General features: G+C 43.1%; 19 protein-coding genes and 1 pseudogene. 2 read left to right on the forward strand and 18 right to left on the reverse strand.

Annotation, left to right across the window (positions count from 1 at the left end; all coding sequences use genetic code 11):
* Positions 1 to 240: 240 nt before the first annotated feature.
* Positions 241 to 714 (reverse strand): sigma-70 family RNA polymerase sigma factor, encoded by a 474-nt coding sequence (locus HF992_RS09090; protein ID WP_168549721.1) that lies wholly within the window; start codon positions 712 to 714, stop codon positions 241 to 243.
* A gap of 211 nt (positions 715 to 925) precedes the next feature.
* Here HF992_RS09090 and HF992_RS09095 point away from each other — a divergent pair.
* A pseudogene (locus tag HF992_RS09095) lies at positions 926 to 1,965 on the forward strand (IS3 family transposase).
* A 259-nt stretch (positions 1,966 to 2,224) separates the two neighbouring features.
* On the opposite strand, the gene HF992_RS09100 reads toward HF992_RS09095, so the two are convergent.
* From HF992_RS09100 to HF992_RS09125, 6 genes are all read right to left on the reverse strand, one after another.
* Positions 2,225 to 3,151, reverse strand: coding sequence for an ATP-binding cassette domain-containing protein (locus tag HF992_RS09100; protein WP_168549722.1), 927 nt, complete (start codon positions 3,149 to 3,151; stop codon positions 2,225 to 2,227).
* 10 nt (positions 3,152 to 3,161) lie between these two features.
* The gene (locus tag HF992_RS09105; RefSeq protein WP_168549723.1) at positions 3,162 to 4,217 is read right to left on the reverse strand and encodes an ABC transporter ATP-binding protein; all 1,056 of its coding nucleotides are present in this window, start codon (positions 4,215 to 4,217) and stop codon (positions 3,162 to 3,164) included.
* A 9-nt stretch (positions 4,218 to 4,226) separates the two neighbouring features.
* Positions 4,227 to 5,153: an oligopeptide ABC transporter permease OppC gene (oppC, locus tag HF992_RS09110; protein ID WP_168549724.1), complete on the reverse strand. Its 927-nt coding sequence runs from the start codon at positions 5,151 to 5,153 to the stop codon at positions 4,227 to 4,229.
* Positions 5,153 to 6,655, reverse strand: a complete 1,503-nt coding sequence (locus tag HF992_RS09115; protein WP_168549725.1) for an ABC transporter permease — start codon at positions 6,653 to 6,655, stop codon at positions 5,153 to 5,155. The genes oppC and HF992_RS09115 overlap by 1 nt, the downstream gene beginning before the upstream one ends.
* A 66-nt stretch (positions 6,656 to 6,721) precedes the next feature.
* Positions 6,722 to 8,707, reverse strand: a complete 1,986-nt coding sequence (locus tag HF992_RS09120; RefSeq protein ID WP_168549726.1) for a peptide ABC transporter substrate-binding protein — start codon at positions 8,705 to 8,707, stop codon at positions 6,722 to 6,724.
* A gap of 576 nt (positions 8,708 to 9,283) precedes the next feature.
* Positions 9,284 to 11,272 (reverse strand): peptide ABC transporter substrate-binding protein, encoded by a 1,989-nt coding sequence (locus tag HF992_RS09125; protein WP_168549727.1) that lies wholly within the window; start codon positions 11,270 to 11,272, stop codon positions 9,284 to 9,286.
* Positions 11,273 to 11,478: 206 nt separating this feature from the next.
* On the opposite strand from HF992_RS09125, the gene pbp3 reads away from it, so the two are divergent.
* Positions 11,479 to 12,735: a D-alanyl-D-alanine carboxypeptidase PBP3 gene (gene pbp3 / locus HF992_RS09130; RefSeq protein ID WP_168549728.1), complete on the forward strand. Its 1,257-nt coding sequence runs from the start codon at positions 11,479 to 11,481 to the stop codon at positions 12,733 to 12,735.
* A 227-nt stretch (positions 12,736 to 12,962) separates the two neighbouring features.
* On the opposite strand, the gene sufB is transcribed toward pbp3, so the two are convergent.
* From sufB to HF992_RS09185, 11 genes are all read right to left on the reverse strand, one after another.
* Positions 12,963 to 14,378, reverse strand: a complete 1,416-nt coding sequence (gene sufB, locus HF992_RS09135) for a Fe-S cluster assembly protein SufB (RefSeq protein WP_168549729.1) — start codon at positions 14,376 to 14,378, stop codon at positions 12,963 to 12,965.
* A 34-nt stretch (positions 14,379 to 14,412) separates the two neighbouring features.
* The gene (gene sufU, locus HF992_RS09140) at positions 14,413 to 14,853 is read right to left on the reverse strand and encodes a Fe-S cluster assembly sulfur transfer protein SufU (protein ID WP_168549730.1); all 441 of its coding nucleotides are present in this window, start codon (positions 14,851 to 14,853) and stop codon (positions 14,413 to 14,415) included.
* Entirely contained in the window at positions 14,840 to 16,069 is a 1,230-nt protein-coding gene (locus HF992_RS09145; protein WP_168549731.1) for a cysteine desulfurase, read from the reverse strand. The genes sufU and HF992_RS09145 overlap by 14 nt, the downstream gene beginning before the upstream one ends.
* A 4-nt stretch (positions 16,070 to 16,073) precedes the next feature.
* Complete coding sequence (gene sufD / locus HF992_RS09150) at positions 16,074 to 17,336, reverse strand: Fe-S cluster assembly protein SufD (RefSeq protein WP_168549732.1); 1,263 nt, start codon at positions 17,334 to 17,336, stop codon at positions 16,074 to 16,076.
* A gap of 39 nt (positions 17,337 to 17,375) precedes the next feature.
* The gene (sufC, locus tag HF992_RS09155; protein ID WP_168549733.1) at positions 17,376 to 18,146 is read right to left on the reverse strand and encodes a Fe-S cluster assembly ATPase SufC; all 771 of its coding nucleotides are present in this window, start codon (positions 18,144 to 18,146) and stop codon (positions 17,376 to 17,378) included.
* Between the two features lie 101 nt (positions 18,147 to 18,247).
* A complete protein-coding gene (locus HF992_RS09160; protein WP_168549734.1) occupies positions 18,248 to 19,438 on the reverse strand; it encodes a glycosyltransferase family 4 protein in 1,191 nt (396 codons plus the stop codon).
* On the reverse strand, positions 19,435 to 20,166 hold the full coding sequence (mecA, locus tag HF992_RS09165) for an adaptor protein MecA (protein WP_168549735.1): 732 nt from the start codon (positions 20,164 to 20,166) through the stop codon (positions 19,435 to 19,437). The genes HF992_RS09160 and mecA overlap by 4 nt, the downstream gene beginning before the upstream one ends.
* Before the next feature lie 151 nt (positions 20,167 to 20,317).
* On the reverse strand, positions 20,318 to 21,820 hold the full coding sequence (locus HF992_RS09170) for an ATP-binding cassette domain-containing protein (RefSeq protein WP_168549736.1): 1,503 nt from the start codon (positions 21,818 to 21,820) through the stop codon (positions 20,318 to 20,320).
* Between the two features lie 255 nt (positions 21,821 to 22,075).
* Positions 22,076 to 22,912, reverse strand: coding sequence for an undecaprenyl-diphosphate phosphatase (locus HF992_RS09175; protein ID WP_168549737.1), 837 nt, complete (start codon positions 22,910 to 22,912; stop codon positions 22,076 to 22,078).
* Positions 22,913 to 23,071: 159 nt separating this feature from the next.
* Positions 23,072 to 23,989, reverse strand: coding sequence for a pseudouridine-5'-phosphate glycosidase (locus HF992_RS09180; RefSeq protein WP_210729455.1), 918 nt, complete (start codon positions 23,987 to 23,989; stop codon positions 23,072 to 23,074).
* Complete coding sequence (locus HF992_RS09185; protein WP_343032969.1) at positions 23,979 to 25,100, reverse strand: PfkB family carbohydrate kinase; 1,122 nt, start codon at positions 25,098 to 25,100, stop codon at positions 23,979 to 23,981. Before HF992_RS09185 ends, HF992_RS09180 begins: the two co-directional genes overlap by 11 nt.
* Positions 25,101 to 25,502 lie beyond the last annotated feature (402 nt).

Raw genomic sequence — 25,502 nt, forward strand, 5'->3', positions numbered from 1 at the left:
ATCACTTCCTCTTGAACCTGTCAACACTTTTTTGAAACTTTTTTTATCTTTTTTTCTCAAAACTGTTTCGCCTTTGAGTTCCCTGTGACAACTTCATTATTCTATCACCTTCTTCTCGCTTTGTCAACACCTTTCCCCGACTTTTGTTTGATGGATTCTTCTATTAGGTAGCAATGGCGAGTGGATAGCCAACTACCCACCCTCGTTTGCCATCACCTGGTTAATGCTTTTCGCCTTCTCCTATCCCTTAAAATCTTTCAGATAGCTCTTAAGGTCACGTATCATCTCTTTACGTCCCTTGAATTGCTCGCCTCCTAGCAGCTTATCGTAGTGCTCCTTTAACGACTCAGGAAGTTGCGATCGATACTGCGAAAGCATGTCTCGTAAAATCAGTCGGTCTTCCATCGCCATCTCTCGAATGTGTAGCTTATGGGCTATCGTTCCTACCTCCTCATATGCCTGACGGTTTATCCGACGCTTGTAACTTTCCTGCTTACGAACCATGTCCAAGACATAGTTGCGAAACTTGGTCTTGAAGTACCGATACAGGTCCTCTTCGCGTTCTTCAATCCCTGGACATTCTAGCAGCAATCGGGACAGTATAATCATCCCTTCTTGATCCCAGTCCGACTGCTCCCATAGCTGAATGTAGTATTCCTTCCGCGTCTTATGCACAATACCTGTGACTTTAGCATAAATTCTTTCGAAGCGCATCGTTACCTCCTATATCTAGCTTTAGTACAGTCTACTACTTCTTCTGCTAATTGAAACAGCCTTTTCATAAACGGTCTCTTTTTGAGCATCAGTGGTCGGTTTTTATCTATTCTGTCACCCGTCTCCCCAATTTTTAGCACTACTGGTTTGAAGGCGAAAAACTGCGTCTAGAAAAACCCACCGTCACTTTACAGATGACTTTAAACCGCAAATCGTTGTCCTTAACAATGCCGGTATGAAACGACAGGCTCTGACCAAAGAATATGACTTAACCTCCTCTACCTTTGACAAATGGGTAAAACCGGCTAAAACAACGGGTTCATTTAAAACGGTTGATAACCTCACCGTTGTAAAGCGTGAGCTAATTGAACCTAGGAAGTAAAATAGAAAGTTAGAAATGCAACTAGATACCTTAAAGAAAGAACAAGTGCTAATGCACTAAAAGGAAAATAGTCATTGCTAACAAGTACAAATATAGCATTCCAGCCATCTATCGTTGGCTGAATATCCCCCGTTCCAGCTATTATTACACAGCCGTGGAACCAGTATCGGAAACAGAGTTGGAAGAAATGGTGAAACGAATTTTCCGCAAGGGCTAATCGAGATACGGTGCTAGAAAAATCAAGCAATGTCTGACCACAGACGGGATCATCCTATCTCGTCGTCGTATTTGTCGGATTATGAAACACTTAAATCTCGCTGTTTACCAGCAGGCTAGCTTCAAACCGCAGTCTAAAGGGAAAAATGATGCCCACATTCCAAATCTCCTAGCCAGACAGTTCAACCAAGAAAAACCACTAGAAGTCATTGTAACAGACCTGACCTATGTCCTTGTTGGCAAGCCGCTAGGCTTATGTTTGCTTAATCATCAATCTCTATAGTTGCGAAATGTCTGGCTTGTCAGCGGTTGGCAAAAGACTGCAGAACTCGTTAAACAAGCCTTTCAAACCAATCCTTATAAACTGACAAAAGGCAAAATGTTTCATTCGGATTCTGGCAAGGAGTTTGATAATCAGGTGTTTGATGTGATGTTTGAGACCTTCTGAATCACTCGCTCTCGCAGTCAAGCGGGTTGTCCTTATGACAATGCCGTAGTCAAGAGCACCCATATCATTCTTCAAACTGGCGTTTATTACCCAAGAAACCTTCTATTCGCTTGATGAACTAATCCTTAAAACTAAGCTTTATGTCCACTGGTGGAAATACCATTGCATTCATGGTAGTCTCAACTTTCAAGCACTCATGGCTTAGCGAAGTAGCATTTAATAACAAACACCTTATAAAAATTGTACAGAAAAATGTTACCTTTTCATTCGGGCTATTCTTAAAACAAAGGTCACTAGCTGATTAAGATTACACAGCTTTATTCAAGTCATTGTGGGATACTATTTTAAAACTAAAAACCGCATAAAATATGGTCTTATGTCTTAAGTTTAGCAATTCACACTTCTCAGTTGTCAGAGAACCTAAAAACCACTCGGATTGTTCCAAGTGGTGTTATGTTTTACTACTACAAAATGTCCTTTTGATAACTTGCAATTTCTGCCTCATTGCCCCAGACAAAATGTCCAGGCTTGAGTTCAGCCATATAAGGTTTAGAAACACTGTAGTCATGCTGTTCTGGATCATAGACTACCAACTCTTTTTGACGTTCCAAAAGCGGGTCTGGAATAGGAACAGCAGACAGAAGCGACCGGGTATAGGGATGAATCGGGTTACGGAACAACTCTTCTGTCTCAGCGACCTCAACGATGACCCCCTTATAGATAACAGCAATGCGATCTGAAATAAAGCGGACCACAGACAGGTCATGGGCAATGAAGAGATAGGTCAACCCGAATTCTTTTTGCAGTTTTTTCAAAAGGTTTAAAACCTGCGCGCGAACAGAAACATCTAGGGCTGAGATTGGCTCATCCGCAATAACCAATTCTGGTTGCATCACAAGCGCTCGAGCGATCCCAATCCGCTGGCGTTGGCCACCTGAAAATTCATGTGGGTAACGTGTCAAATGTTCTTCTAACAACCCTACTTCAGTAATGATATCTCTAACCTTCTGACGGCGCTCTTCTTCATTGGCATATAACTTGAAGTTGTGAAGACCTTCAGAAATGATGTAGTCAACGGTTGCTCGATCATTAAGACTAGCAGCAGGATCCTGGAAAATCATCTGGATTTTCCGAATGACATTCTTGCGTTCTTCCGAAGACAGCTTGCCACTAATTGATTTTCCATCGTAGAGAATTTCACCTGAGCTGGTAGGATTCAAACCAATAATAGCACGACCAATCGTTGTTTTACCTGAACCTGATTCACCAACAAGAGAGAATGTCTCTCCTTTGTTAATAAAGAAATTAGCATTTTTTACAGCTGTAAATTTCTTCTTCCCTTCACCGAAGGAAATTTCTAAATCTTTAATTTCAACTAATTTTTCAGTCATTTCCTTCCTCCTATTTTGCTGCTAGCATTTTCTGCTTAATTTTCTCATGAAGATTTTGAATAGCTTCTGGCTTATCAACTTTAGGCGCTTCTGGGTGCAAAAGCCAAGTCTTAGCCCAATGGGTATCTGAGACATGAAAGACTGGTGGATGTTCTTCAAAATCAATCTTCATGGCATAATCCGAACGCAAGGCAAAAGCATCACCTTTCAACGGTGTGTAAAGAGATGGTGGTGTTCCTGGAATCGAGAAGAGATTCCCTGACTCATCTGCTAGCTGAGGCAAACTTGAAAGCAGACTCCAAGTATAGGGATGGCGAGCATCGTAAAAAACCTCTTCAACAGTCCCATACTCAATCACCTCACCTGCATACATAACGGCTACTTTATCTGCAATAGCCGCTACTACACCCAAATCATGCGTGATAAAAACAGTGGTAAAATGATACTCTTCTTGGAGACTCTTCAATAGGTCGATAATCTGCGCTTGAATTGTAACATCCAATGCAGTCGTCGGTTCATCACAAATCAGAATATCTGGGCGACAAGCCAATGCGATAGCGATAACAATACGTTGACGCATCCCACCTGAATATTGGAAGGGGTATTCATTGAAACGTCTTGCAGCTTCGGGAATACCGACCTTCTGCATATAATCAATCGCTAATATCTTAGCTTCTTCCTTTGTTTTTCCCTGATGCTTGACGATAACTTCGACTATCTGTTTCCCAATCGTCACAATCGGATTTAGGCTGGTCATCGGATCCTGGAAGATGGTGGCAATTTTTCTACCACGGATCTTTTCCCAATCCTGGTTAGTATTGAGTTCTGTCAATTCTTGACCACGATAGTCAATGCTACCATTAGCCACACGACCATTGGTTTCTAGCATACCAGTGAAGGCACGGGTCAAGACCGATTTCCCAGAACCTGATTCTCCCACGATTGCTAAAACTTCGCCTTCTATTAAGTCAAGAGAGACGTTTCGGATTGCTGTTAAGACACGATCACGGACTTCAAATTCCACAACCACATCTTTGGCGCTTAAGATTACATTATTTTTGGTCATAAAGCCTCCTTATCTGTGGGTACGTGGATCGCTGGCATCGGCAAGGTTTTGACCAACGATAAAGAGCGAGAGCGATACTAAAATCAATACTGTCAACGGAATCCAGAAAAGATAAGCATTGGTTGTCACGTTTTGAGCGTATTTGGAAATCAAACGCCCTAAACTAGGAACCGTTGCTGGCAAACCCAAACCGAAATAAGATAGGAAAGCCTCATAGTTAATGAATCCAGGCAACATTTGCGAAACAGAGGTCACGATTACAGAAACCAACTGTGGCAGAAGGTTTTTAGCGATAATTTTATAGGTTGGCGTACCTAAGGTTTGACTAGCCAAGTTATATTCCAAATCACGATAGCGCATAATCTGAACACGAATTCCAAAGGCTGTCCCAATCCAGCTAGTGACTGTCATCGCAAAAATCAAATTCCAGAAACCAGAACCGATGGCATAAGTCAAAACAATAACAATCAAGAGAGACGGAATATTCGAAATAACGTTATAAACTTCCATCATGATACGGTCAAAAGACTTGGAAACACCCCAAATACCACCGACAACCACACCAATAACCATGTTAATCACTGTTGCAATAACAGCAATCAAGATAGAGTTTCTCGCACCAAACCAAACCGCATCAAATAGAGAGTGAGCATTTGCGTCTGTCCCAAACCAGTATTTCGCATTCGGCCAGTTATATCGTGCTGAGAAGTTGTTGATGTTACTTACATCATTAAAATCGTAATCCGAGAAGAAAGGGTAAATCGCACTCATCAAAACAATCACCAACAAAAGCCCTAACATAAGAATCGTTGACTTTTTCTTGAAAAATTGTCTGAACACAGAATTCCAATAGGAATAACTAGGGGTATCAATCGTCTCAGAGGCAAAATCATCCCGCTTGACAAATTCAAATCTACTTTTATCGATTGTTGACATTATTTACCTCCTTTCTTAACGGATAAATTGATACGTGGGTCGATAACAGTCATCAAGATATCTCCCGCCATCGCAGCAAAGATAAAGAGTGAGCTGAAAATGAAGGTTAAACCAACTACCATAGCACTGTTAGAGGCTCGCACAGAGTCAATCATCATTTTACCCATCCCTGGAAAGGCAAAAAGAGACTCCGTCAAGGTTGCACCAACAATGACCCCAACGATAGAACTTGGCACAGAGGCGACAATTGGCACCATAGCATTTTTAAAGATATGTTTATAGGAAATTTCTTTCTCAGACAAGCCCTTGGCACGCGCAAAGCGCACATAATCGCTCGAATGTTGATCGATCAAATAGCGACGCACCCAAACCGTTAGACCAGGTACACTGAGAATCCCTAAAATAAGCGCCGGTAATACATAAGATTTAGGATCCTGAGCACCTAGAATAGGGAAAGCATTTGGCATGCCTACTGCCGAACCAGCCGTCCGCACAATGTAAGCCAAGGCCACAGATGGCAGAGACATCAAAAAGGTTAATGCTGCTGTCGAAATGCTATCGAAACGGCGTCCTTTATACCGTGACATAAGAATCGCAAGAGGCATACCAATCGCATAACCGATGATTACCCCGACAATCCCAATAATGGCCGAGCTTACAATCATAGATGGATCAGTATAATTGTTCAGAGTAGCAGTATAAGCATCGCCTGCTCCAAAGTTCGCAACCGTTTGAGAGTCCGCTTTATCAGGAGAGCGATAGGTACGGCTATAGATATCTATTGAAGAATTTTTCTTTTGCCCGTTAGGAAATGTCACTTCCGACATTTTTTTACGTCCTTGCCCTTGGGTAATGACCTGCAAAACAGGCGTGTTTCGGTAAGTTGGATAAGATGTTCCTAGATTGAGGTTAATAAAATTTTGATGGATGAACGGAAACTTACCGTTAAAGTATAAAAGGTACTTATGCTTGGTTCCTGAACCAACGACAGACCAACCCACCGAAGGGTCATTCTCAATGGAAAGCCCCCGTTTTAGATCCTTATTGCTAGCGTCTTTCACCTTCCACGGATGATCAACTTCAATCAAGTTAGTATAAAACTCAAAAACCCGTTGGAAAATGGGAACTTCTCGAGTCGCATAAAATTGCCCAGACTCTTGAAATTGATGCAATTTCCAACCATTGCCCAACTGCTTTAAATAAGCTTCATAAATCGCTTTGTTAGCTTCCGTTCCTTCAACCGTCACGCTACTATCAAAACTGCTAGCTTTATCTTGAAGTTCTCTCGTTGTGTAATAATCAATATAACCCATGCGCTCAAAGATTGTATTTTCATAATCCGCTTTTTTGTCAGGGGTTTTGGTCATTTTTGTGTAGTTTGTGTCATTCTTGAAAATCTGTCTTCTTGGTACCAAGGTATAAACAATAGTATAGATCAAAGTGGTTACCAAGAAGATAGACACCAAGGAGCGCAAAATACGGCTAAAAATGTACTTTTTCATTAGGTGTCCTCCAAATTCCAAAAGAACTTTCTCTAAAGGGTAGAGAAAGTTCTCCTGAAATCAATTTTATTCTACGTGATCCGCCAAAGCCTCTTCTGCTTTAGCATTAGATTCAGCTTTTTCCTTCAACCAAGCTTCATAAGCCTTGTCGTAGTCTTCTGTTTTAACGATATCTTCTTGTAACTTGAGATACTTGTAAGTCGCAATTCCCTTGTTCCCTACTTGGGAGTAAGCACCTGTAAATGGTGCAATTTTACGAACAGACGGCAAAGCGCCATTAGAAGAATATGGAATAATTACCGAAGCATCAACTAACCATGCTTGCGCTTTAGCATACCCTTGGTAACGCGCCACAACATCTGTTGTTTCTTTTGCTGCATCATCCAACAACTTATCGTAGGTCTCAAATCCAATAGTCTTCGCAGCAGCACTGTCTGAACCACCGTCAATACCAATCACGTAAGAGTGAGAGCCCTCAAGAGCTGTGTTAAAGATATCAAGGTAAGTAGATGGATCTAGGAAATCAGGTCCCCATCCTGTCGCCAGAGAAAGGTCATAATTTAACTGAGAAGCGCTAGTCGCAAAGTAAGCCGCATTATTATAAGCATCTTCATCCATCATTTGCAAATCTACGACAACATTGTCTGCACCGAACGCAGATTCAATAGACTGTTTGAAGGATTGAGCACGCGCTACACCTACTTCAAACGCTTGGTCAACAGGGATATCCAAGTGAATTGGGAACTTCACGCCTTGAGCATCTAATTCTTTTTTAGCCTTAGCAAACTCTGCCTTAGCCTTATCCACATTGTATAAACCATCTTGGGCATCATCTAACTGTACATCTGCCCATTCTGTTCCGTAGCTAACCAATTCTTTCTCAACGAGATCACCAAAGTTCTCGCCACCAGCTGTTACAAAAGCAGACGGCACTAACGATGTACGGACCCCTTTAAGAGCTGCATCTTTACCTACAGATTGAGCATTGTACCCTTCACGGTCAAACGCAAATGCAATCGCTTGACGGAAATCCTTGTTCAAGATAGCTGCTTTAGTTGCTGCTTTCTCTTCATCTGTAGTTTTTGAGGTATTCTCATAATTTTGACGATCTGTATTGAACAGAGCATAGTAAGTAGTTGAAGCTTGTGGGCTATAGATAATATTGTCGCCATACTTTTCTTTTACTGTAGAGTAAAGAGAAGAATTAGGGAAAACACGTGCTTGGGTATAGTCGCCACTGTCAAAGTTTTTGAAGAGGGAGTCTGAATCAGAGCCATCAAAGAAGGAGAATTTGATGGTGTCAATAAACACATTACCAGCATCCCAATAATTTTCGTTCTTCGTGAATTCAATTGAAGACTTCGCTGTCAAGGCGCTCAACAGATATGGTCCGTTGTAAAGAATAGTAGATGGATCAGTAGCTGTACCAAATGCATCTCCCTGAGCAGCTAAAAATTCTTCATTAACTGGGAACAAGATGTTCATTGTTGTTTTTGAATTCCAGAATGGTTCTGGTTGTTTCAACGTATATTGAATAGTCTTGTCATCCAGCGCCTTAATCCCCACAGATGAAAAGTCTTTGTTTTCACCTTTTAGGTAGGCATCCAAACCTTTAATAGAATCTTGGACAATGTAAAGTCCTTCTGACTCTTTATCTGCTGCATATTTCAAACCAGTGATAAAGTCCTGAGCAGTTACTGGCGCATACTCTTCACCGTCAGCCGTAAACCACTTAGCATCCTCACGCAGGGTATAAGTATAAGTCAAACCATCTTTAGAAACCTTCCAGTCTTCCGCCAATGATGGAATCAAATTGCCATATTGATCGTTTTCAAGCAACCCATCAATCAAGTTAGAAGTGATATCTGACGTTGCAGCTTTGTTAGCTAGAAGATAATTCAAAGTATCTGGATCAGTTGAATAAACATATGAATAGGTTGATGGCATTGACGCCCCTGAACCATTTGACGAAGAGCCCCCGCTACAAGCCGCAAGAACACCAGCCGCAAGCAAGCTTACACCTGCAAGAGCAACCATTTTTCTTTTCCGCATAATAATCTCCTTTGATTCACTAACTACAGCAAGTTAGCTGATAAAGTAGATTATAGCAAAATTTTTTTAGAATGTAAACTATATGAGTAGGAAATTTTCTGAATGTTTTGTTAAGAATTCTTTTCTACTCATCCATTACTAAATAAGCTAGGGCAACAGCCCTAGCCTATTCAGAGTATCCTCGATTAAGCAAATCGTATCGATTGGACGGCCTTGCTTATTCTAGAGTGGCCACTAGACAGACCGTTCATTGAACAACTGATTAATAAACCTCTGTTGAATAGGTCAATCAAGGCATTTGAACCTTAGAGATAGGTAACTCTAAGTCGTAAAGCAATTCCCTCAAATGCGCTAGGATTGTCAACTGTCTCCTGTCGACAAGGGAGTTTTCGCTCAGTTTCCTAACTTCAAACACTCGCTACCCTTGCTTTTCGATCGGTGTTGAGGCAACAAACGATTTAGGAAGAGACCACTTCAGGTCGAACACTTCCGAATGAAGAGAAGATAGGCGAAAACGTGATTTCTAATGAATGAACGCTTTTTATCCACTCCCACTTCTTAACTCCTAATCTCAGCCTACTCCACATGATCAGCTAAAGCTTTTTCCGCCTTGGCATTAGACACTTCTTTTTCTTTCTTCCAATCTTCAAGGGCCTTGTTATATTGCTCTTGAGTCACTAATTCAGACTGAAGTTTCAGATACTTATAGCCCATACCATCCTTGGTACCAACTGTAGCACTAGCTCCAGAGAATGGCACAATATAGCGAACAGATGGCAGTGCTCCATTTGAAGTGTATGGAATCACAACAGCCTCATCGGTCAACCACGCTTGAGCTTTAGCGTACTTCTCATAACGCTTGGCAATATCAGATGTCTCGGCAGAAGCCTCATCCAAAAGTTTGATGTAGTCCTCAAAACCAACTTTCTTAGCGATTTCGCTATCTGAACCGCCATCAATACCGATAGTAAAGGTCATACTGCCTTCTTTTGACGTGTTGAAGATATCAAGATAAGTGGATGGGTCTTGATAGTCTGGACCCCAACCGGAAGCAAGGGAGATATCATAGTCCGTTTGAGAGGCATTAGCAGTATAGTAAGTCGCTGCATAATAAGCGTCTTCATCCAACATCTGGATATCCACTTGAACATTATCCCCGCCAAGGACATCTTCAATAGACTTTTTGAAAGATTGAGCCTGTTGAACCGACACTTCATTGGCCTGATCAATTGGCACATCAAGACGGATCGGGAAGTTTACACCTTCTTTCTCAAGTGTTTCCTTGGCTTTAGCAAATTCGGCCTTTGCCTTATCCGCATTGAAAATACCGTCCTGACCATCATCAAGCTGAACACCCTCCCACTCTTTACCGTAAGAGACGATTTCCTTCTCAACAAGGTCTGCAAAATTATTTTCACCAGCAGTTACAAAGTCAGCTGGAACAACCATGGTACGGAGCGAGTAAGCCGCACCATCCACACCTTTACTTTGTGCATTATAGGCTTCTCTGTCAAAGGCAAAAGAGAGCGCTTGACGGAAATCCTTGTTTTGAAGAGCAGCAGCTGTAGCCTTTTTCTCATCATCGCTCGTCTTAGAGGTGTGATCATACTTAGTCCGCCCCATGTTCAGCATCGCGTAGTAGCTAGACGTCCCCTGTTGTGTATAGACGATATTGTCACCGTACTGTTCCTTGACACTTTCGTAACTTGAGCTATTAGGATACACACGTGCCATTGTATAGGCGCCATCAGTAAATCCCTTGATGAGACTTTCCGGATCTGATCCATCAAAATAAGTTAACTTAATATCTTTGATGTGAACATTCTCTGCATCCCAGTAATTGTCATTTTTAGTGTATTCAATTGAAGATTTAGAAGTGATAGCCGTTAGGAAATAGGCACCATTATATAGCAACGTTGACGGATCTGTCGGAGTCCCAAATTTGTCCCCTTGGGTTGATAAGAACTCTTCGTTAACAGGAAAGAGAATTCCCATCGTTGTTTTTGAGTTCCAGAAGGTTTCTGGTTTATTCAGGGTGTATTGAACGGTACGGTCATCAAGCGCTTTGACACCTACCGTGCTAAAATCTTTTGTCTCTCCTTTTACATAGGCATCCAATCCTTTGATGGAATCCTGAACGATATACAGCGCTAAAGACTCCTTATCCGCGGCATGTTTAAGTCCTGTGACGAAGTCCTGAGCGGTCACATCCGCATATTCTTCGCCATCTGCTGTGTACCACTTAATCCCTTCACGAAGGGTATAGGTATAAGTCAAGCCATCCTCAGAGACTTTCCAGTCTTCTGCCAATGATGGAATCAAGTTACCATACTGGTCATTTTCTAAGAGACCATCCACTAAGTTAGTGACAATGTCTGAACTGGTGGTATGGTTGTCATAGAGGTAGTCCAAGGTCTCTGGATCAGACGCATAGACATAAGAGTATGTTGTTGGCGCATCTGCCGAACTACCGCTTGATGCATTATTATTACCACTACATGCCACTAAAACTGCAGTTGATAGAAGTGTAACCCCTGTTAGAGCCATCCATTTTTTCGTTTTCATAAGAACAATCTCCTTTTGTTCAGGATTCAATCCCAAATCTTTATGCGTTTTATTATACCATCCACTATTTTCTTTGTCAATGTAATTTTCTGATTTTTTTGTATTTTATAAATGTTAAATCATGTTTTTTTAATCAAAAAACATGCAGTATATTCATTTCGAATGATGTCGCCCTGGCTTATCTTTTTTATGGTATAATAAGACTTATGAAGTTCTTTAATGTAAAACCCAAGCTATTTAAACACCTTTTAACAGTACTGATGTTCTGCCTGATAGCCCAATCGCAGCTTATCCAGGCACAAGAACATGAAGGCTTTGATGTCCCCGCAAACCATGTCATGGCCATTGAAGCAACAACTGGTAAGATTCTTTATGAAAAAGCAAGCGAGACGGTTACAGGAACCGCATCAACTTCCAAACTCTTGACTGCCTATATGGTTTATGAAGCAATTGACAACGGCAAAATCACCTTATCTGATGCTGTCTCGGTTTCAAACTACGCTTATGAGTTATCATTAAATACCGAAATCGCTAATATCCCCTTAGATGCTAGACTCTATACGGTCAAAGAACTGTTAGATGCTGTTCTGATCCACTCTGCCAATGGAGCCTCTGTTGCTCTTGCAGAGCATATTTCCGGGACAGAAGCACGCTTTGTTGACGCCATGTCTGCCAAACTTAAGGAGTGGGAAATCGACGACGCCAAACTAGTCAATGCTACCGGTATCAGCAATCGCTACCTAGGAAATCACCGTTATCCTGATAGCAAGGAAGATGCTGAAAACATGATGAGTGCTCGTTCTCTGGCCATCATCGCTCGAAAGTTGCTCCAAGATTATCCACAAGTGACCGAAACAACTTCGCTCTTATCCGCTAATTGGTCTTATACCACCATCTTCACTTGGAACTTACTCTTGAAAGGCGCAATGTATTCCCGTCCTAGCGTGGATGGGCTAATGACCGGAACCTCTGAAAAATCAGGGTCATCTCTCGTGGCGTCCAGCACCGAAAACGGGATGCGTGTCATCACTGTGTTACTCGGTGCTCATGGAGGAGAAGAAGATCCAGATGCCCGTTTTGTAGCAACCAACCAGTTGCTAAATCACATCAAGGATTCCTACTACTTCTGGACTATTCTCCCCAAAGGCAAGGCCTACGAAGGAAGTAAATCTCCTGTTTTCAACGGGAATAAAAGCCATGCAACGGCAGTGGCCAAAAGTGATTTTAATGTTGTCCAAAAAATGGGAGAACCTAATCTGAACTTAACCTTCAAAGCAATTAAAAAAACACCTGAAGCCCCCATTAAGCAAGGACAGACTATCGGCCAGATCACCTTTGAAGACGATGGCTATCTAGGCACCCCGCCAACGATGACCATGGTCGCTAAGGAAGACGTCAAGCGGGCTATCTTCTTTAAAGTCTGGTGGAACAACTTTGTCAGATGGGTCAACGAAGATCTCTAATCCCAAGTAACTTCCAAAACTCTTCCCAGCTAATTTCATGTGCTGTCGTAGTCAATGTTACTTCAAAAACTCTCCCAACCAGTGTAACGAAAGGAACACAGCCACCTTCCATCTCACTAAATCACAAAACGTTCTCCTTGAGCTACTCACCATTCATCAGCTATAGCATTCGCAAAACAGAAAAAACTGAAACAGGGCCAATAAGCTAACCCTGTTTCAGTTTTTTCTTATCCTACCGATCCTTCCATTTCGTAAGCAATCAAGCGATTGAGCTCAACGGCGTACTCCATCGGAAGTTCTTTCGTAAAGGGCTCCACAAAGCCCATAACAATCATCTCAGTTGCTTCACCCTCAGACAAACCACGGCTCATAAGGTAGTAAAGTTGTTCTTCTGAAATCTTAGAAACCTTAGCTTCATGCTCCAGAGCTACCTGTGAGTTATGGATTTCATTGAAAGGTATGGTATCCGATCTAGAAATATCGTCCATCAAAATGGTATCGCACTCGATGTGACTGATGGATTTCTTCGAGTTGCGATTAAAGGTCACTTGACCACGATAATTTACCGCACCACCACCTTTTGCAATTGATTTCGAAACAATAGAAGAGCTAGTATGAGGCGCGTTATGGATCATCTTAGCCCCCGTATCTTGGTTTTGCCCGGTATTGGCAAAAGCGATAGACAACATGGTCCCACGCGCACCTTCCCCATCTAGGTACACCGAAGGATACTTCATCGTCGTATGAGCACCTAGATTTCCGTCAATCCATTCAACAGTCGCATCCCGCAAGGCACGTGCTCTTTTGGTCACGAGGTTATAGACATTGTCCGACCAGTTTTGGATGGTGGTGTAACGCATGTAGGCACCATCTAAAGCAAAAATCTCAACGATAGCCGCATGCAGGCTAGCTGTCGAATAGGTTGGAGCAGTACACCCTTCTACATAGTGGACACTAGCGCCTTCATCAACGATGATCAAAGTGCGCTCAAACTGCCCTGTCCCTTCGTTATTAATCCGGAAATAAGTCTGCAGGGGAATCTCACATTTAACCCCTTTTGGCACGTAGATAAAGGTTCCACCTGACCATACCGCTGAATTAAGCGCAGCCAACTTATTATCTGTCGGCGGCACCAATTTCGCAAAATACTGCTTGAAGAGATCTGGATACTCCTTCAAAGCTGAGTCGGTATCTGTGAAAATAATCCCCAGTTTTTCAAACTCTTCTTTCATGTTGTGGTAAACCACTTCAGATTCATACTGAGCTGAGGCACCGGCTAAATAAGCTCGCTCCGCCTCAGGAATACCAATGCGCTCAAAGGTTTCCTTGATCTTTTCAGGAACCTCGTCCCAAGAACGAGCCGGCTTATCAGATGGTTTTTGATAATAGATAATCTCGTCAAAATCAATCTGAGAAAGATCCGCTCCCCAAGTTTCCAATTCCATCTTCTTAAAGGCCTCGTAGGATTTTAGACGAAAGTCCAGCATCCACTCAGGCTCATCCTTGATTCGAGACATCTCGCGGATAACTTCTTCTGACAAACCTTTTCCTGTTGAAACAATCGGTTCTACATCATCATGAAAACCGTACTTGTATTCACCAAGGTCAATCGGTGTCGGTTCTACTTTTTCGTTTTCAGACATACGCTTCCTTTCTTTTTCTCCTTCATTATCATTGTCATTTAGATTCTCGATGGCGCGCCACCACCTCTTTAAGAGCATTCCAAGCCAAAGTAGCGCATTTGATTCGTTGAGGAAATTTGGCCACTCCTGCTAGAAAGGCCGCGTCTCCTAACTTATTCTGAGCGGCATCACTCTCTCCCTGCACCATACAGGAAAAGATAGTCGCTAGCTCCTCAACTTCTGCACAGGTTTTTCCCAAAACCGCATCGGCCATCATGGAAGCCGAAGCGGTTGAAATGCTACAGCCGTGTCCATCAAAAGCAATCTCCGACACCCTATCCTCTTTAATCTTGACGGAAAGTTGTATCAAATCGCCACAGGTGGGGTTGTGAAGTTCTAAAACTTCAACATCGGCTAGGCGCCCTCTATGATGAGGTGAGCGCGAATGCTCTGTCACCACCGCCATATAGAGACTGTCTAGTTTAGAGAGTGCCATGAAAAAACTCCTTTGTCTTGATGACTGCTGCAATCAATCGATCACAATCTTCCTTAGTGGTATAGAGGGCAAAACTGGCTCGTACCGTGGTCGGAACCCCTAGGTAGGCCAATAAAGGCTGAGCACAGTGGTGTCCTGCCCGCACAGCAACCCCTTCATAGTCCAAAGCTGTTGCCACATCGTGAGGGTGGAGATCATCCAGATTAAAAGCAATAACGCCTGCTCGATCTTCTGGAGCTTTTGGACCGTAAATCCTCACACCGTCAATAGCTGCTAACTTCGGCAGGGTATAGGCCATCAATTCCGCCTCATGCGCAGCTATTTTAGATAGGCCAATCCGACTAATGTAATCAATAGCAGCTCCTAGTCCGATTGCCCCTGCCATATTGGGAGTCCCAGCCTCGAGCTTCCAAGGTAATTCCTTCCAAGTAGCCGATTGCTCAGTTACCGTAGCGATCATCTCACCACCAAATTCAACAGGAGTCAGCTGTTTCAAATGACTTTCCTTGCCATATAGAACTCCGATACCTGTTGGACCGTAAAGTTTATGACCCGAAAAAGCCAAGAAATCAACGTCCAACTCTTGCACATCAATAGGCATATGGGCAACAGACTGGGCAGCATCTACCACAACCAAAGCTCCTTTGGCATGAGCAAGTTGGGCGATAGTCTTAATGGGATTGACAGCGCCTAGGACATTGGAGATATGCGTCAGGGCGACTAATTTGGTCCTTTCCGTCAAAGCCGCTTGGAACCCGTCCATGTCTAGCTGCCCATCCTTGAGGTAGACGTAGCGTAAGGTCGCACCTGTAGACCGACAAACTTCCTGCCAAGGAATGAGATTCGCATGATGTTCCATGATCGAAATCAAAATTTCATCTCCAGGCGACAGCCATTGGCTTGCGTAAGAAGCAACCCAATTTAGACTGGTCGTGGTTCCTCTGGTAAAGATGACCTCTTTTAAGGAAGTCGCATTAATAAAGGCTCTGACGGTTTCTCTTGCCCCTTCGTAAGCTTGGGTCGCCCGTTCTGCCAAGGTGTGCACCCCGCGATGGACGTTAGCGTTATCGCGTTGATAATAAGACTGAAGCACTTCAAGAACTTGTTTAGGTTTTTGAGTTGTTGCTGCGTTATCCAAATAAACCAAAGGCTCATCATTGACCACTTGGTCCAAGATTGGGAAATCTTGGCGAAAAGATTTCAAATCATCTAGCATCTGCTTATCTCGCTTGTAACTTTGCTTCTAGAACCGCAATCATCTCCTCGCGGACAGACTTGATTGGCATTTCTGTAATAACCGCACCGAGGAACCCACGGACAACCAAGCGTTCAGCTGTAGCACGATCCAAACCACGGCTCATCAGATAATACATATCCTCAGGGTCCACCTGACCAATTGAGGCAGCATGACCTGCGGTAACGTCATTTTCATCAATCAACAAAATTGGATTGGCATCTGACCTCGCTTTATCAGAAAGCATGAGAACCCTACTCTCTTGTTGGGCATCCGCTCCTTTAGCACCACGCAAGATGTGCCCGATCCCATTAAAGGTCAAGGTCCCTTGTTCAAGGATTACACCGTGTTGCAGGATATGACCAATAGAATGGCAACCTTGATTGGTGACACGAGTATCAATCCCTTGTACTTGACGCCCCGATGACAAGGCAACAACCTTGAGATCAGAGTGACTGCCGTTGCCGACTAAATCACTGTCAAAATCTGCAATGACATTGCCTTCATTCATCACGCCTAGGGCCCAGTCAATCGTCGCATCACCGGCCAAACGTCCACGCCGTGCCATGTAGGTCGTCACCTGATTACCTAAGCGATCGATAGCCGCAAATTTAACCTGACTACCCGCTAAGGCAATCACTTCAACAGCAATATTAGCTGTGACTGGAATATCAGAGGGATTCAATGTTTCAAAGCGTTCTTGGTAGGTAAATTTACTATTTTTCCCAGCAATAATCAGCACGCGCTTATTGAACGGCGTAGCGCTGGAACCATCTTGATAGTACAGCCCTTCAATCACCTCTGCAACTTCGACACCATCTGGCACATAAAGTACCGCTGTGCTATTAAAATAAGCTGTGTTATAAGCAGCCAAGCGGTGGATATCATCAGCAATCGCTGACGATAAATAGCGCTGGACAAGTTCCGGAATCTGCTCTAAAGCTCCCATCAAATCAGTGAAGACCACTCCAGCCTCCACCAAGGACATCGGTAACTGCTCCAAGACCGTCTGCGTGCCCACTTGAACCAACTTCGGATTGTCCCCAAGTTGGGTAAAATCAGGCACTGCACCAAGGGCATCATTGTCAACCAAGGTGCCGTCCCCTAAATTCCAACGATGAAATTTGACCCGCTCAATCTCTGGCAAGGCCAACTGATCTAGTTTATCAAAAGCTTTTAACCGCTTGTCAGTCAGCCAAGACGGCTCTCCTAGACCTTCAGAATAAGCTTGAATTACATGTCTCGTCATGTCTCCTCCTCTTGCATTTCATTCCTTGAGTTTTAGCACTTAAACTTCTTCCTCGTAATGGAGACCCAACTCTTCTGCAATCTTAGCATACCCCTCTTTTTCCAAACGTAGGGCTAATTCCGGTCCACCAGATAAGACCACGCGTCCTTCCATCATGATGTGAACCACATCGGGTGTGATGTAGTTTAGCAAGCGTTGATAGTGTGTGATGATCATGGCACCAAAACCTTCACTACGCATCGCATTGATGCCTTTGGCCACAACCTTCAAAGCATCAATATCAAGACCTGAGTCAATCTCATCCAAAAGCGCAAAGGTCGGTTCCAACATGAGAAGTTGGAGAATTTCATTCCGTTTTTTCTCACCACCAGAGAAACCTTCGTTTAAGTAGCGCTCTGCCATTTCTTCTTTCATGTTGAGCAGCGCCATCTTCTCATCCAACTTAGTGATAAAGTCCCGCACGGATATCTTCTCATCATCTTCTTTTCCAGCGTTCATGGCAGCACGCAAAAATTCTGCATTGGTAATCCCAGGAATTTCTGACGGATATTGCATGGCTAAGAAAAGCCCCATACGAGCACGCTCATCCACTTCCAGTTCCAAAACATTGACGCCATCAAAAAGAACCTCTCCTTGGGTCACCTCATAGTTTGGATTACCCATGATAGCGGCTGACAGGGTTGACTTCCCTGTTCCGTTTGGTCCCATAATAGCGGCAATCTCTCCTGTTTTAAGGGTCAAGTTAACCCCTTTTAAAATTTCCTTATCTTCAATAGAAACATGAAGATTTTTGATTTCTAAAACTGACATGATAGTTCCTTTCTCTTGTAAACTACAGTTTAGAGTTGTACCCTGCAAAAGCAACATACACTCTTTCTCGTTTACTGTTTATTATAGCAGAAAAAGCCTATCTAGGCTTTCCTTTTGTCTTTTTTCTGACGAACTCTGTCCCTATTTCGACGTTTGGCCAACACCTGATCACGATAACCGCTATTGCCAATAAAGCGCAAGAGATTTAAAATAGGGGTTCGCTTTTCACCTAAAATCCCAATCAATTCTGCTAGGAGCCAGACCCCAAACACCAGGCCGATGACCAATAAAATCCCTCCTAAACGACTGGAAATATTAAACAGAAGCGAGATACTCGAAAAAATGAAGGCTATGGCATAAATGACCAACACCGTTCCTCGATGAGAGAGCCCCAAAGAGAGTAGGCGGTGATGCAGGTGCATCTTATCTGGTTCATAAATTCGTTGCTTGGATAAACTTCTCCGAATGATAGCCATCAGCGTATCGGTTATCGGTACTCCCAGAATTAACATCGGTGTCCCAACAGCAACTGCCGTTGAATTTTTCAAGCCCTGAAGAGAGAACACCGCAATCAAAAAACCGATAAACAAAGCCCCTGTGTCCCCCATATAGATAATGGCCGGGTGATAATTGTAGGGCAGAAACCCTAAAATCGCCGCAACCAGTAAAAAAATGAGCATGGTCAAAAACAAATTACTGTCAAACAGGAAAAAGTAAGAGACTACTCCCATGGTCGTTAAAGAAATGATTGAAACTCCTGCCACAAGCCCATCTAAACCATCCATCAAATTAACCGCATTCATGATTCCAATAATCCAGATGATGGTTAAAAAAAAGGTTACGATAGGATCAAATTCGATAAATGGACCACCGAAAGGCAGTTTAAATTTATCAAAATGGAATTCCGTAAAAAAGTAAACCAGACAAGCAGCCAATAATTGACCGATCAACTTCTTTTTAGCCGATAGCTCCACGATATCATCAATCAATCCCGTGACACCGATAATCAAACTACTGGCAACAACTGGCCAGACATAGGCAATGTAGTCTCTGCCATGAATATCCGTTGTTTTGATGATCAGAGGCAAAAAAACCAAGCAAGCAATGGTAAAAGCAATGATAATAGCCATTCCTCCAGCACTTGGCATCGTCACCTTATTGATTCGCCGTGCATTAGGGTGATCAACTGCTCCGATTCGAAAAGCTAAAAAACGAACCAAGGGGGTCATTGTTACAGCGATCAAAAACGTTCCAATAAAAACTAAAATATACTGTAGGGCAAATGGAATCATTCGTTGTGAACCTTTTTCAATTGCTCAATGGCATTAACCTGAAGAAGCGTGTAGGCATGCTCCTGAAGGTAGGGTCTGCTGTAACCAGTATCCTCAGCATGTTCCAAAATTCTAGAGTGGATAAATCCAGCATAAGACGGCTCCTGATCTAGCAAATCAATCAGCAAGGTCATATAGTAGGCGCCATTATACTTGTAGAGTTCCGAAGTATCGACAGGATAATCTACCCCTCTAGCGAAAGATATAGCTTCTGGAACATCTGAAAACCGCAGTGTAAAGTAAATATAACGTCCCATTGACGCAGAAGAAGACTCCTGCTCCTCGAATTGATTTTCTAATAATTCCAAGGCAGCAACAGCTTTTTCATCCGCAGAACTCTTACTTTTTAACGTCTTTTCCAAGGTTTTGAAAAATTCATCTGGCGACAAGTGCGAAATATCCTCCACATTAGCCATGTCTGCTAAATCTTGGAAGTCCAGTTCCTGATCAATATCTGACTTGGTCACAAAAATATCCAACTTATCCGGCTTAGGTGTCACTCTAAACGATAACATCCCTGACTGCCTGAAGTGGTCTGGCATGTCCAGCTCCTCTAAAATGCTATAAAAGAACTCTTCCGTTTTTTCTTGAGGCATCAAAAAATCAGCCAATTCCATGCCTCGTTCTTCCAGATCATCCATTTTGATCGTGATTTTTAAAGTTGAATCACTAATTTGTTTGATTTCCATCCTCTACCTCTTGCATTCTTGCGTGTTTTACCATTATATCTAATTTCTGCAGATTTTTCAAAGAGAAAGAGGTTGATAACATACTGTACGAAAAACCATTGGCTCTAAGACCCTTGTTACACCTTTCATCTACACCAATCTTACCGTTCTTCTATTTATCTTCTCTATCGTTCTCCTTCATTTCCAACACCTCCCATTTTATTGCCTGTAACACACTCCTATCGTGAGTAACCAGCACTATGGCACCTGAATACGTCTGCAAAAGCTGTTTGAACTCCTCCTGCGATGTTGGGGAAAGGTGACGAGTCGGCTCGTCTAAAAGCAAGACATTCGCTTTTTCCAAAACCATCTTGGCAAGACAGATTTTTGCTTTTTGGCCACCTGAGAGCTGATGAGCCGAATGATGAATTTCCTCTCTCGTTAGTTGCAGACGCGCTAGCAAGGTTCTGGCTTGTTCTGCTGTTGTAGAGTCCTTTAAAAAATCCAAGGCCGAGATCCCAATTGGCAAGACTTGATGATAATCCTGAGGCATGTAGCCCAAAGAAATCCCCTCTCGTTGGCTAAGCTCAGACTTGATAGCTGTTAGTAACCTCGTCTTGCCGATGCCGTTTTGACCGATAACGGCTAACCTATCCTGACCACGCAGGATCAAGTTAATGGTCTGACCGGTTGACAATGTCCTATCCTGCCAATCCAGTAGAATTTTGGAGGCTGGTAAGGGTTCTACACCAGAAAAGAAGAGATTGATTCGGTCCATGTCCTGAGGAATATCGGTAAAATCCTTGCTCTCTCGTTCGAAGCGTTTTTCTTGCGACTGTAGGCTTTTCATCTTTTTAGCCAAGAGGCGTCCTGCAACATCATTTTTAGTGTTCCTCAATTGATGCTCAACGCTTTTCTGGATTCGCTGGTTTTTGGTTAAGCGTTTGGTTTGTTCTTCTCGTTGCTTGCTGGCCACTTGCAAGTCCTTGTCAAACTGGCGTTGCCGGTCAGTCTTGTAACTTTCATAGTCACCCTTGTAAAACGTCCAACGCGGTTCCCGGCGTTTTTGTAAGAGTTCCAGATGGAGAATACTGGTCGCTGATCTGGATAATAAAGCCTCGTCATGGGAGATAAAGAGGATTGTTTTTTCACTCTCCTGGATAAAACTTTCCAACCAAACTAAGGTCTCCATATCCAAATCACCACTTGGCTCATCTAAAATGAGCAAGTCAGGATCAGTTGCTAATAATTTAAGAAGCTGTAGCTTGATCTTTTCACCCCCAGATAAGTTGGCTAGCCTCAGCTTCTGCTCTTCAAAACGCTCGATTGGTAAATTGAAACGATCTGCCATAGTCCAGAAAATCTGAAAATCAAAGACAGTATAGTCCAGATCAGTATAGATAAAATCACTCACCGTCTGATTCAACTGCTGAGGGAGTAAATTTTGAGGCAGGTAACCGATCTGAGTGAAATGGTTGATTATTTGGCCATCCAACTGCGCATAGGAGCTGATTTGTTCTGGGTCCAAAATGGCCTGGATAAGCGTGGATTTACCAGTCCCCTCTTCTCCAATAATAGCCAGTTTATCTCCTGGATTGACAGCTAAGTCAAGGTCTGCAATTAAGGTCTGTAAGTCCTTGAGATGAGTAATGGTGATAGCTTGTAACTTTAACATATGGCCCCCTTGTATCAAAAAACTTCCTACCCTATCAAGTAGAAAGTTTACGAGCATGCACAAAGAAGCCCCAAGGGGCGATGTTAGAAAAAAGAGGCACACTAAAAAACAAACTTGATAAGGTCTATCACTGCTTGCTTCTTAGTTGTTCATGTCCCCTTTACCTCCAAAATAGGTTTGATATCATTTTAACAAAACTTAAAACACTTGTCAATCTCCCCTTTAGTAAAGAAAACCAATTCCATACGACCTTCTTTAAAAGATGAGCTTGATGCTAGAGTATACCAATAGAAAGACGCCCAGCGCAATCCGGTACTTCCCGAACAAGGTGAAGTCATGGCGTTTAACATAATCCGTCAAAAAGCGAATCGCAACCACAGAAACCCCAAAGGCAACCAGCATGGCAACCAAAAGTACAGTCAATTGGCTGACGGTTAGCACAGTCCCCGACAAAAAGAACTTAAGCACCTTGAGCAGACTAGCCCCAAACATGACAGGAATGCCTAAATAAAAGGTAAATTCTGTCGCAACAGACCGACTGGTCCCCATCAAGATCCCACCGATAATAGTCGCTCCTGATCGACTAGTCCCTGGAATAAGCGCTAAAACTTGAAAAAAACCAATCATCAGAGCTGTCTGATAGGACATCTTAGACAAACTGATTACCTGAGGCTCCGTCTTACGATAACGCTCTATCCAAATAAAGACAAGCCCATATAGAATCAAGGTCGTCGCCACTACTGGAATATTGTGAAAATGCGTATCCAGCCAGTCATCTAAAGGCAAGCCAATGACTAGGGCCGGCAAACAAGCAATCAGAACCTTGGCCCACAACTGCCAAGTTAACCGCACCTGAACAGCGGTCTTAGAACGCTTAAAGGGATTGAGCTGATCAAAGCGAATAACCATTACAGCGAGAATCGCTCCCAACTGAATCACCACATTAAACATTTCCGTGAATTCTGGAGTCGCCGAACGAAATTTGACCCATTCTTCTAACAAAATCAAATGTCCCGTCGAAGAAATAGGAAGCCACTCCGTTATTCCTTCAATGATTCCATACAAAATCGCTTTTATCAATTCCAGTAACATTTCAACCTCCAGTTATCTTCTCATCAGTTCATTATATCAAATTTTCTTGCAAGTCTCCATTGCTATCCTAAATTTTCACCTATTAGACGATAGCTTCTAGTAACTTTTTTCTCCCATCCAAAAAGACTAGGACCGTCAGGTCCCAGCCTCCGATTTTTCCTATAACTGATTGTAGCTGCTAGCGATTTGAGCGCCGACTTTAGCATTATTATAAACCAATTGGATATTGGCTGCTAAGCTCTTACCCTCTGTCAATTCCACAATTTTGCCCAGCAGGAACGGTGTGATATCCTTGCCAACAATTCCTTTTTCTTCTGCTTCTGCCACAGCTTTTTCAATGATACTGTCAATATAACTTGCTTCCAATTCATGTTCTTTAGGAATCGGATTGACCACCAGGAGTCCACCATTTAATCCTAATTCCTCACTAGTCTTAACAATTGAGGCCAAAGTGTCCACAGAATCTGTATGGCTATTTAAACGATACGGACTGGTTCCAGTGTAGAAGGCTGGTAAAACCTCCGTCTTATAGCCGACAACCGGAACACCTTTGGTCTCTAAGTATTCCAAAGTACGTGGCAAATCAAGAATAGACTTAGCTCCTGCACAGATAACCGTAACTGGTGTTTGCGCCAATTCATCCAAGTCCGCAGAGACGTCCATTGTCTCTTCAAAGCCACGGTGAACCCCACCGATCCCACCTGTCACAAAGAACTTGATGCCTGCAAAGGCCGCACCGATCATAGTGGTAGCGACAGTTGTTGCACCGATGCGCTTAGTCGCAATAATTTCAGCCAAATCACGGCGAGAAACCTTGGCAACATTTTTCTCAGTTGCCAAACGCTCAAGATCCGCCTCAGATAAACCAATCTTATATTTCCCATCCATAATAGCAATGGTGGCTGGAACCGCACCATTATCGCGGATGATTTGCTCAACGGTCTTAGCCATCTCTACATTCTGAGGATAAGGCATCCCGTGTGAAATAATGGTTGATTCCAAAGCTACAATCGGCTTACCACTAGCCTTGGCTTCCGCTACTTCTGGAGAAAATTCTAAATAACGTTCAATTGTCATGATCAAACAAATCCTTTCTTTCTTGTAAAAAACTGTGACGAGATAAGGTCTTACGCACCGTATCCGAGGATAAAATCGTATGGTAGGCATTGGTCAAGCCAAACTCTAAGATTTCCTTCTGGTCATACCCATTTAACCAGCCAAAGAGAACTCCCGCAGACAAGGAATCACCTGCTCCCGTCGCATCAACCATGTGGGGAACCCTCTTAGGCGAAACCAAAAGCCGCTCACCGCTGGACTTGGCATAGAGCATAGGCCTGGCACCTCTGGTAATCAAAACCTGTTTAACCCCAAGGTTCAGCCACAACTCAGCCAACTCCTCAAAATCAGACTCTGTGTTGGCCTTTTGACCAAAGAAAAATTCACTCTCATCCTGATTGACAATCAGCCATTCAACACCCGTCAATTCTTGAGGAAGATGGGCCATTTTTGGAGCCGATACGGGAATAAGTGCCAAGGATACCCCTCTTTCCTTAGCCAACTCAATGAGATAAGCAACGCTTTCTCTAGGGAGATTTAAATCCACCACTAAGAGACGCGCACGACTAAGCAAGTCTTCATACTGCTGGAGCCAAGCAACCGTCATTGTATCACAAATCGCCATATTCGCTAAGGCCATACTCATTTCGCCATCTAGGTCAATAACGGCTGTATAAGAACTGGTCGCCTGATCAGGAGCGATATCAACCTGTCTGAGATTGATATATGACTGCGATTGCTGCTTAATCAATTCCCAATCTTGGTCATCGCCTGCTCGCGACAGCATGAGGACACTTTCCCCCAACCGTCCTAAATTTTCAGCGATATTACGGCCCACACCACCGATTGAAACTTCACTTCTAACAGGATTTGATGTTTTTAGAATCAATTCCTGGCAAGCATAGAACTTACGATCAACATTCATGCCACCAATACAGATGACTGGGGCATCCTCATTGATAATATAGGCCCGTCCAAGAAGGTAATTCCGCTTAATCATATCCGAAATCATGTTAGCAACAGTAGACCTTGAAACACCTAAATAATCAGCAATCTCCTGCTGGGAATAAAACGGAAACTGGCGAATCACTTCTAAAACAGCCTGCTCTTTTTCATTTAAAACCGCAACCACCTCCTGACAAACTTCTAAAAAATGATTTTTGTTTACAGCTCTATTGTAACCCCTTTCTTCATAAAAAGCAAGCAAAAACATCGCAGAAAAAAATGGAGGCCAGGACAAAAGTCCTAGTCGCTCCTTTTTATGATTATTCACCCATTAAGACGCAGTGATCAGGAGCTTTGACAGACTGGAGTCAGGCTATCAAAGGTTGTCTCCTAGACATTGAAAAGAGGAAATACTAGCCACTGCTGAGCGCTTCAAAGCATCTTCCTTGAAAGCGGGAAGTTGGGAGTCTCAAAGCAAGTCTACTGCCTAATACGCTGATTTCATCAGCTGAATAGCCTGCTCAACTTTGCGGAGGCGGGTTCAAAAGGTCTGGGGGACCTTTTGAATCGGGAAATGAAGCTTGCAAAG

Origin of the sequence: Streptococcus ovuberis (genome assembly GCF_012396585.1) — a bacterium.
Taxonomy (GTDB): domain Bacteria; phylum Bacillota; class Bacilli; order Lactobacillales; family Streptococcaceae; genus Streptococcus; species Streptococcus ovuberis.

What these genes read in the sequence shown, in the direction of transcription:
- sufD (WP_168549732.1), bottom strand. Translation starts at nt 17,336, where the DNA reads ATGACGAGACATGTAATTCAAGCTTATTCTGAAGGTCTAGGAGAGCCG.
- HF992_RS09180 (WP_210729455.1), bottom strand. Translation starts at nt 23,989, where the DNA reads ATGACAATTGAACGTTATTTAGAATTTTCTCCAGAAGTAGCGGAAGCC.
- sufU (WP_168549730.1), bottom strand. Translation starts at nt 14,853, where the DNA reads ATGGCACTCTCTAAACTAGACAGTCTCTATATGGCGGTGGTGACAGAG.
- HF992_RS09090 (WP_168549721.1), bottom strand. Translation starts at nt 714, where the DNA reads ATGCGCTTCGAAAGAATTTATGCTAAAGTCACAGGTATTGTGCATAAG.
- oppC (WP_168549724.1), bottom strand. Translation starts at nt 5,153, where the DNA reads ATGTCAACAATCGATAAAAGTAGATTTGAATTTGTCAAGCGGGATGAT.
- HF992_RS09125 (WP_168549727.1), bottom strand. Translation starts at nt 11,272, where the DNA reads ATGAAAACGAAAAAATGGATGGCTCTAACAGGGGTTACACTTCTATCA.
- sufB (WP_168549729.1), bottom strand. Translation starts at nt 14,378, where the DNA reads ATGTCTGAAAACGAAAAAGTAGAACCGACACCGATTGACCTTGGTGAA.
- mecA (WP_168549735.1), bottom strand. Translation starts at nt 20,166, where the DNA reads ATGGAAATCAAACAAATTAGTGATTCAACTTTAAAAATCACGATCAAA.
- HF992_RS09160 (WP_168549734.1), bottom strand. Translation starts at nt 19,438, where the DNA reads ATGATTCCATTTGCCCTACAGTATATTTTAGTTTTTATTGGAACGTTT.
- sufC (WP_168549733.1), bottom strand. Translation starts at nt 18,146, where the DNA reads ATGTCAGTTTTAGAAATCAAAAATCTTCATGTTTCTATTGAAGATAAG.
- HF992_RS09145 (WP_168549731.1), bottom strand. Translation starts at nt 16,069, where the DNA reads ATGCTAGATGATTTGAAATCTTTTCGCCAAGATTTCCCAATCTTGGAC.
- HF992_RS09170 (WP_168549736.1), bottom strand. Translation starts at nt 21,820, where the DNA reads ATGTTAAAGTTACAAGCTATCACCATTACTCATCTCAAGGACTTACAG.
- HF992_RS09120 (WP_168549726.1), bottom strand. Translation starts at nt 8,707, where the DNA reads ATGCGGAAAAGAAAAATGGTTGCTCTTGCAGGTGTAAGCTTGCTTGCG.
- HF992_RS09175 (WP_168549737.1), bottom strand. Translation starts at nt 22,912, where the DNA reads ATGTTACTGGAATTGATAAAAGCGATTTTGTATGGAATCATTGAAGGA.
- HF992_RS09100 (WP_168549722.1), bottom strand. Translation starts at nt 3,151, where the DNA reads ATGACTGAAAAATTAGTTGAAATTAAAGATTTAGAAATTTCCTTCGGT.
- HF992_RS09105 (WP_168549723.1), bottom strand. Translation starts at nt 4,217, where the DNA reads ATGACCAAAAATAATGTAATCTTAAGCGCCAAAGATGTGGTTGTGGAA.
- HF992_RS09115 (WP_168549725.1), bottom strand. Translation starts at nt 6,655, where the DNA reads ATGAAAAAGTACATTTTTAGCCGTATTTTGCGCTCCTTGGTGTCTATC.
- pbp3 (WP_168549728.1), top strand. Translation starts at nt 11,479, where the DNA reads ATGAAGTTCTTTAATGTAAAACCCAAGCTATTTAAACACCTTTTAACA.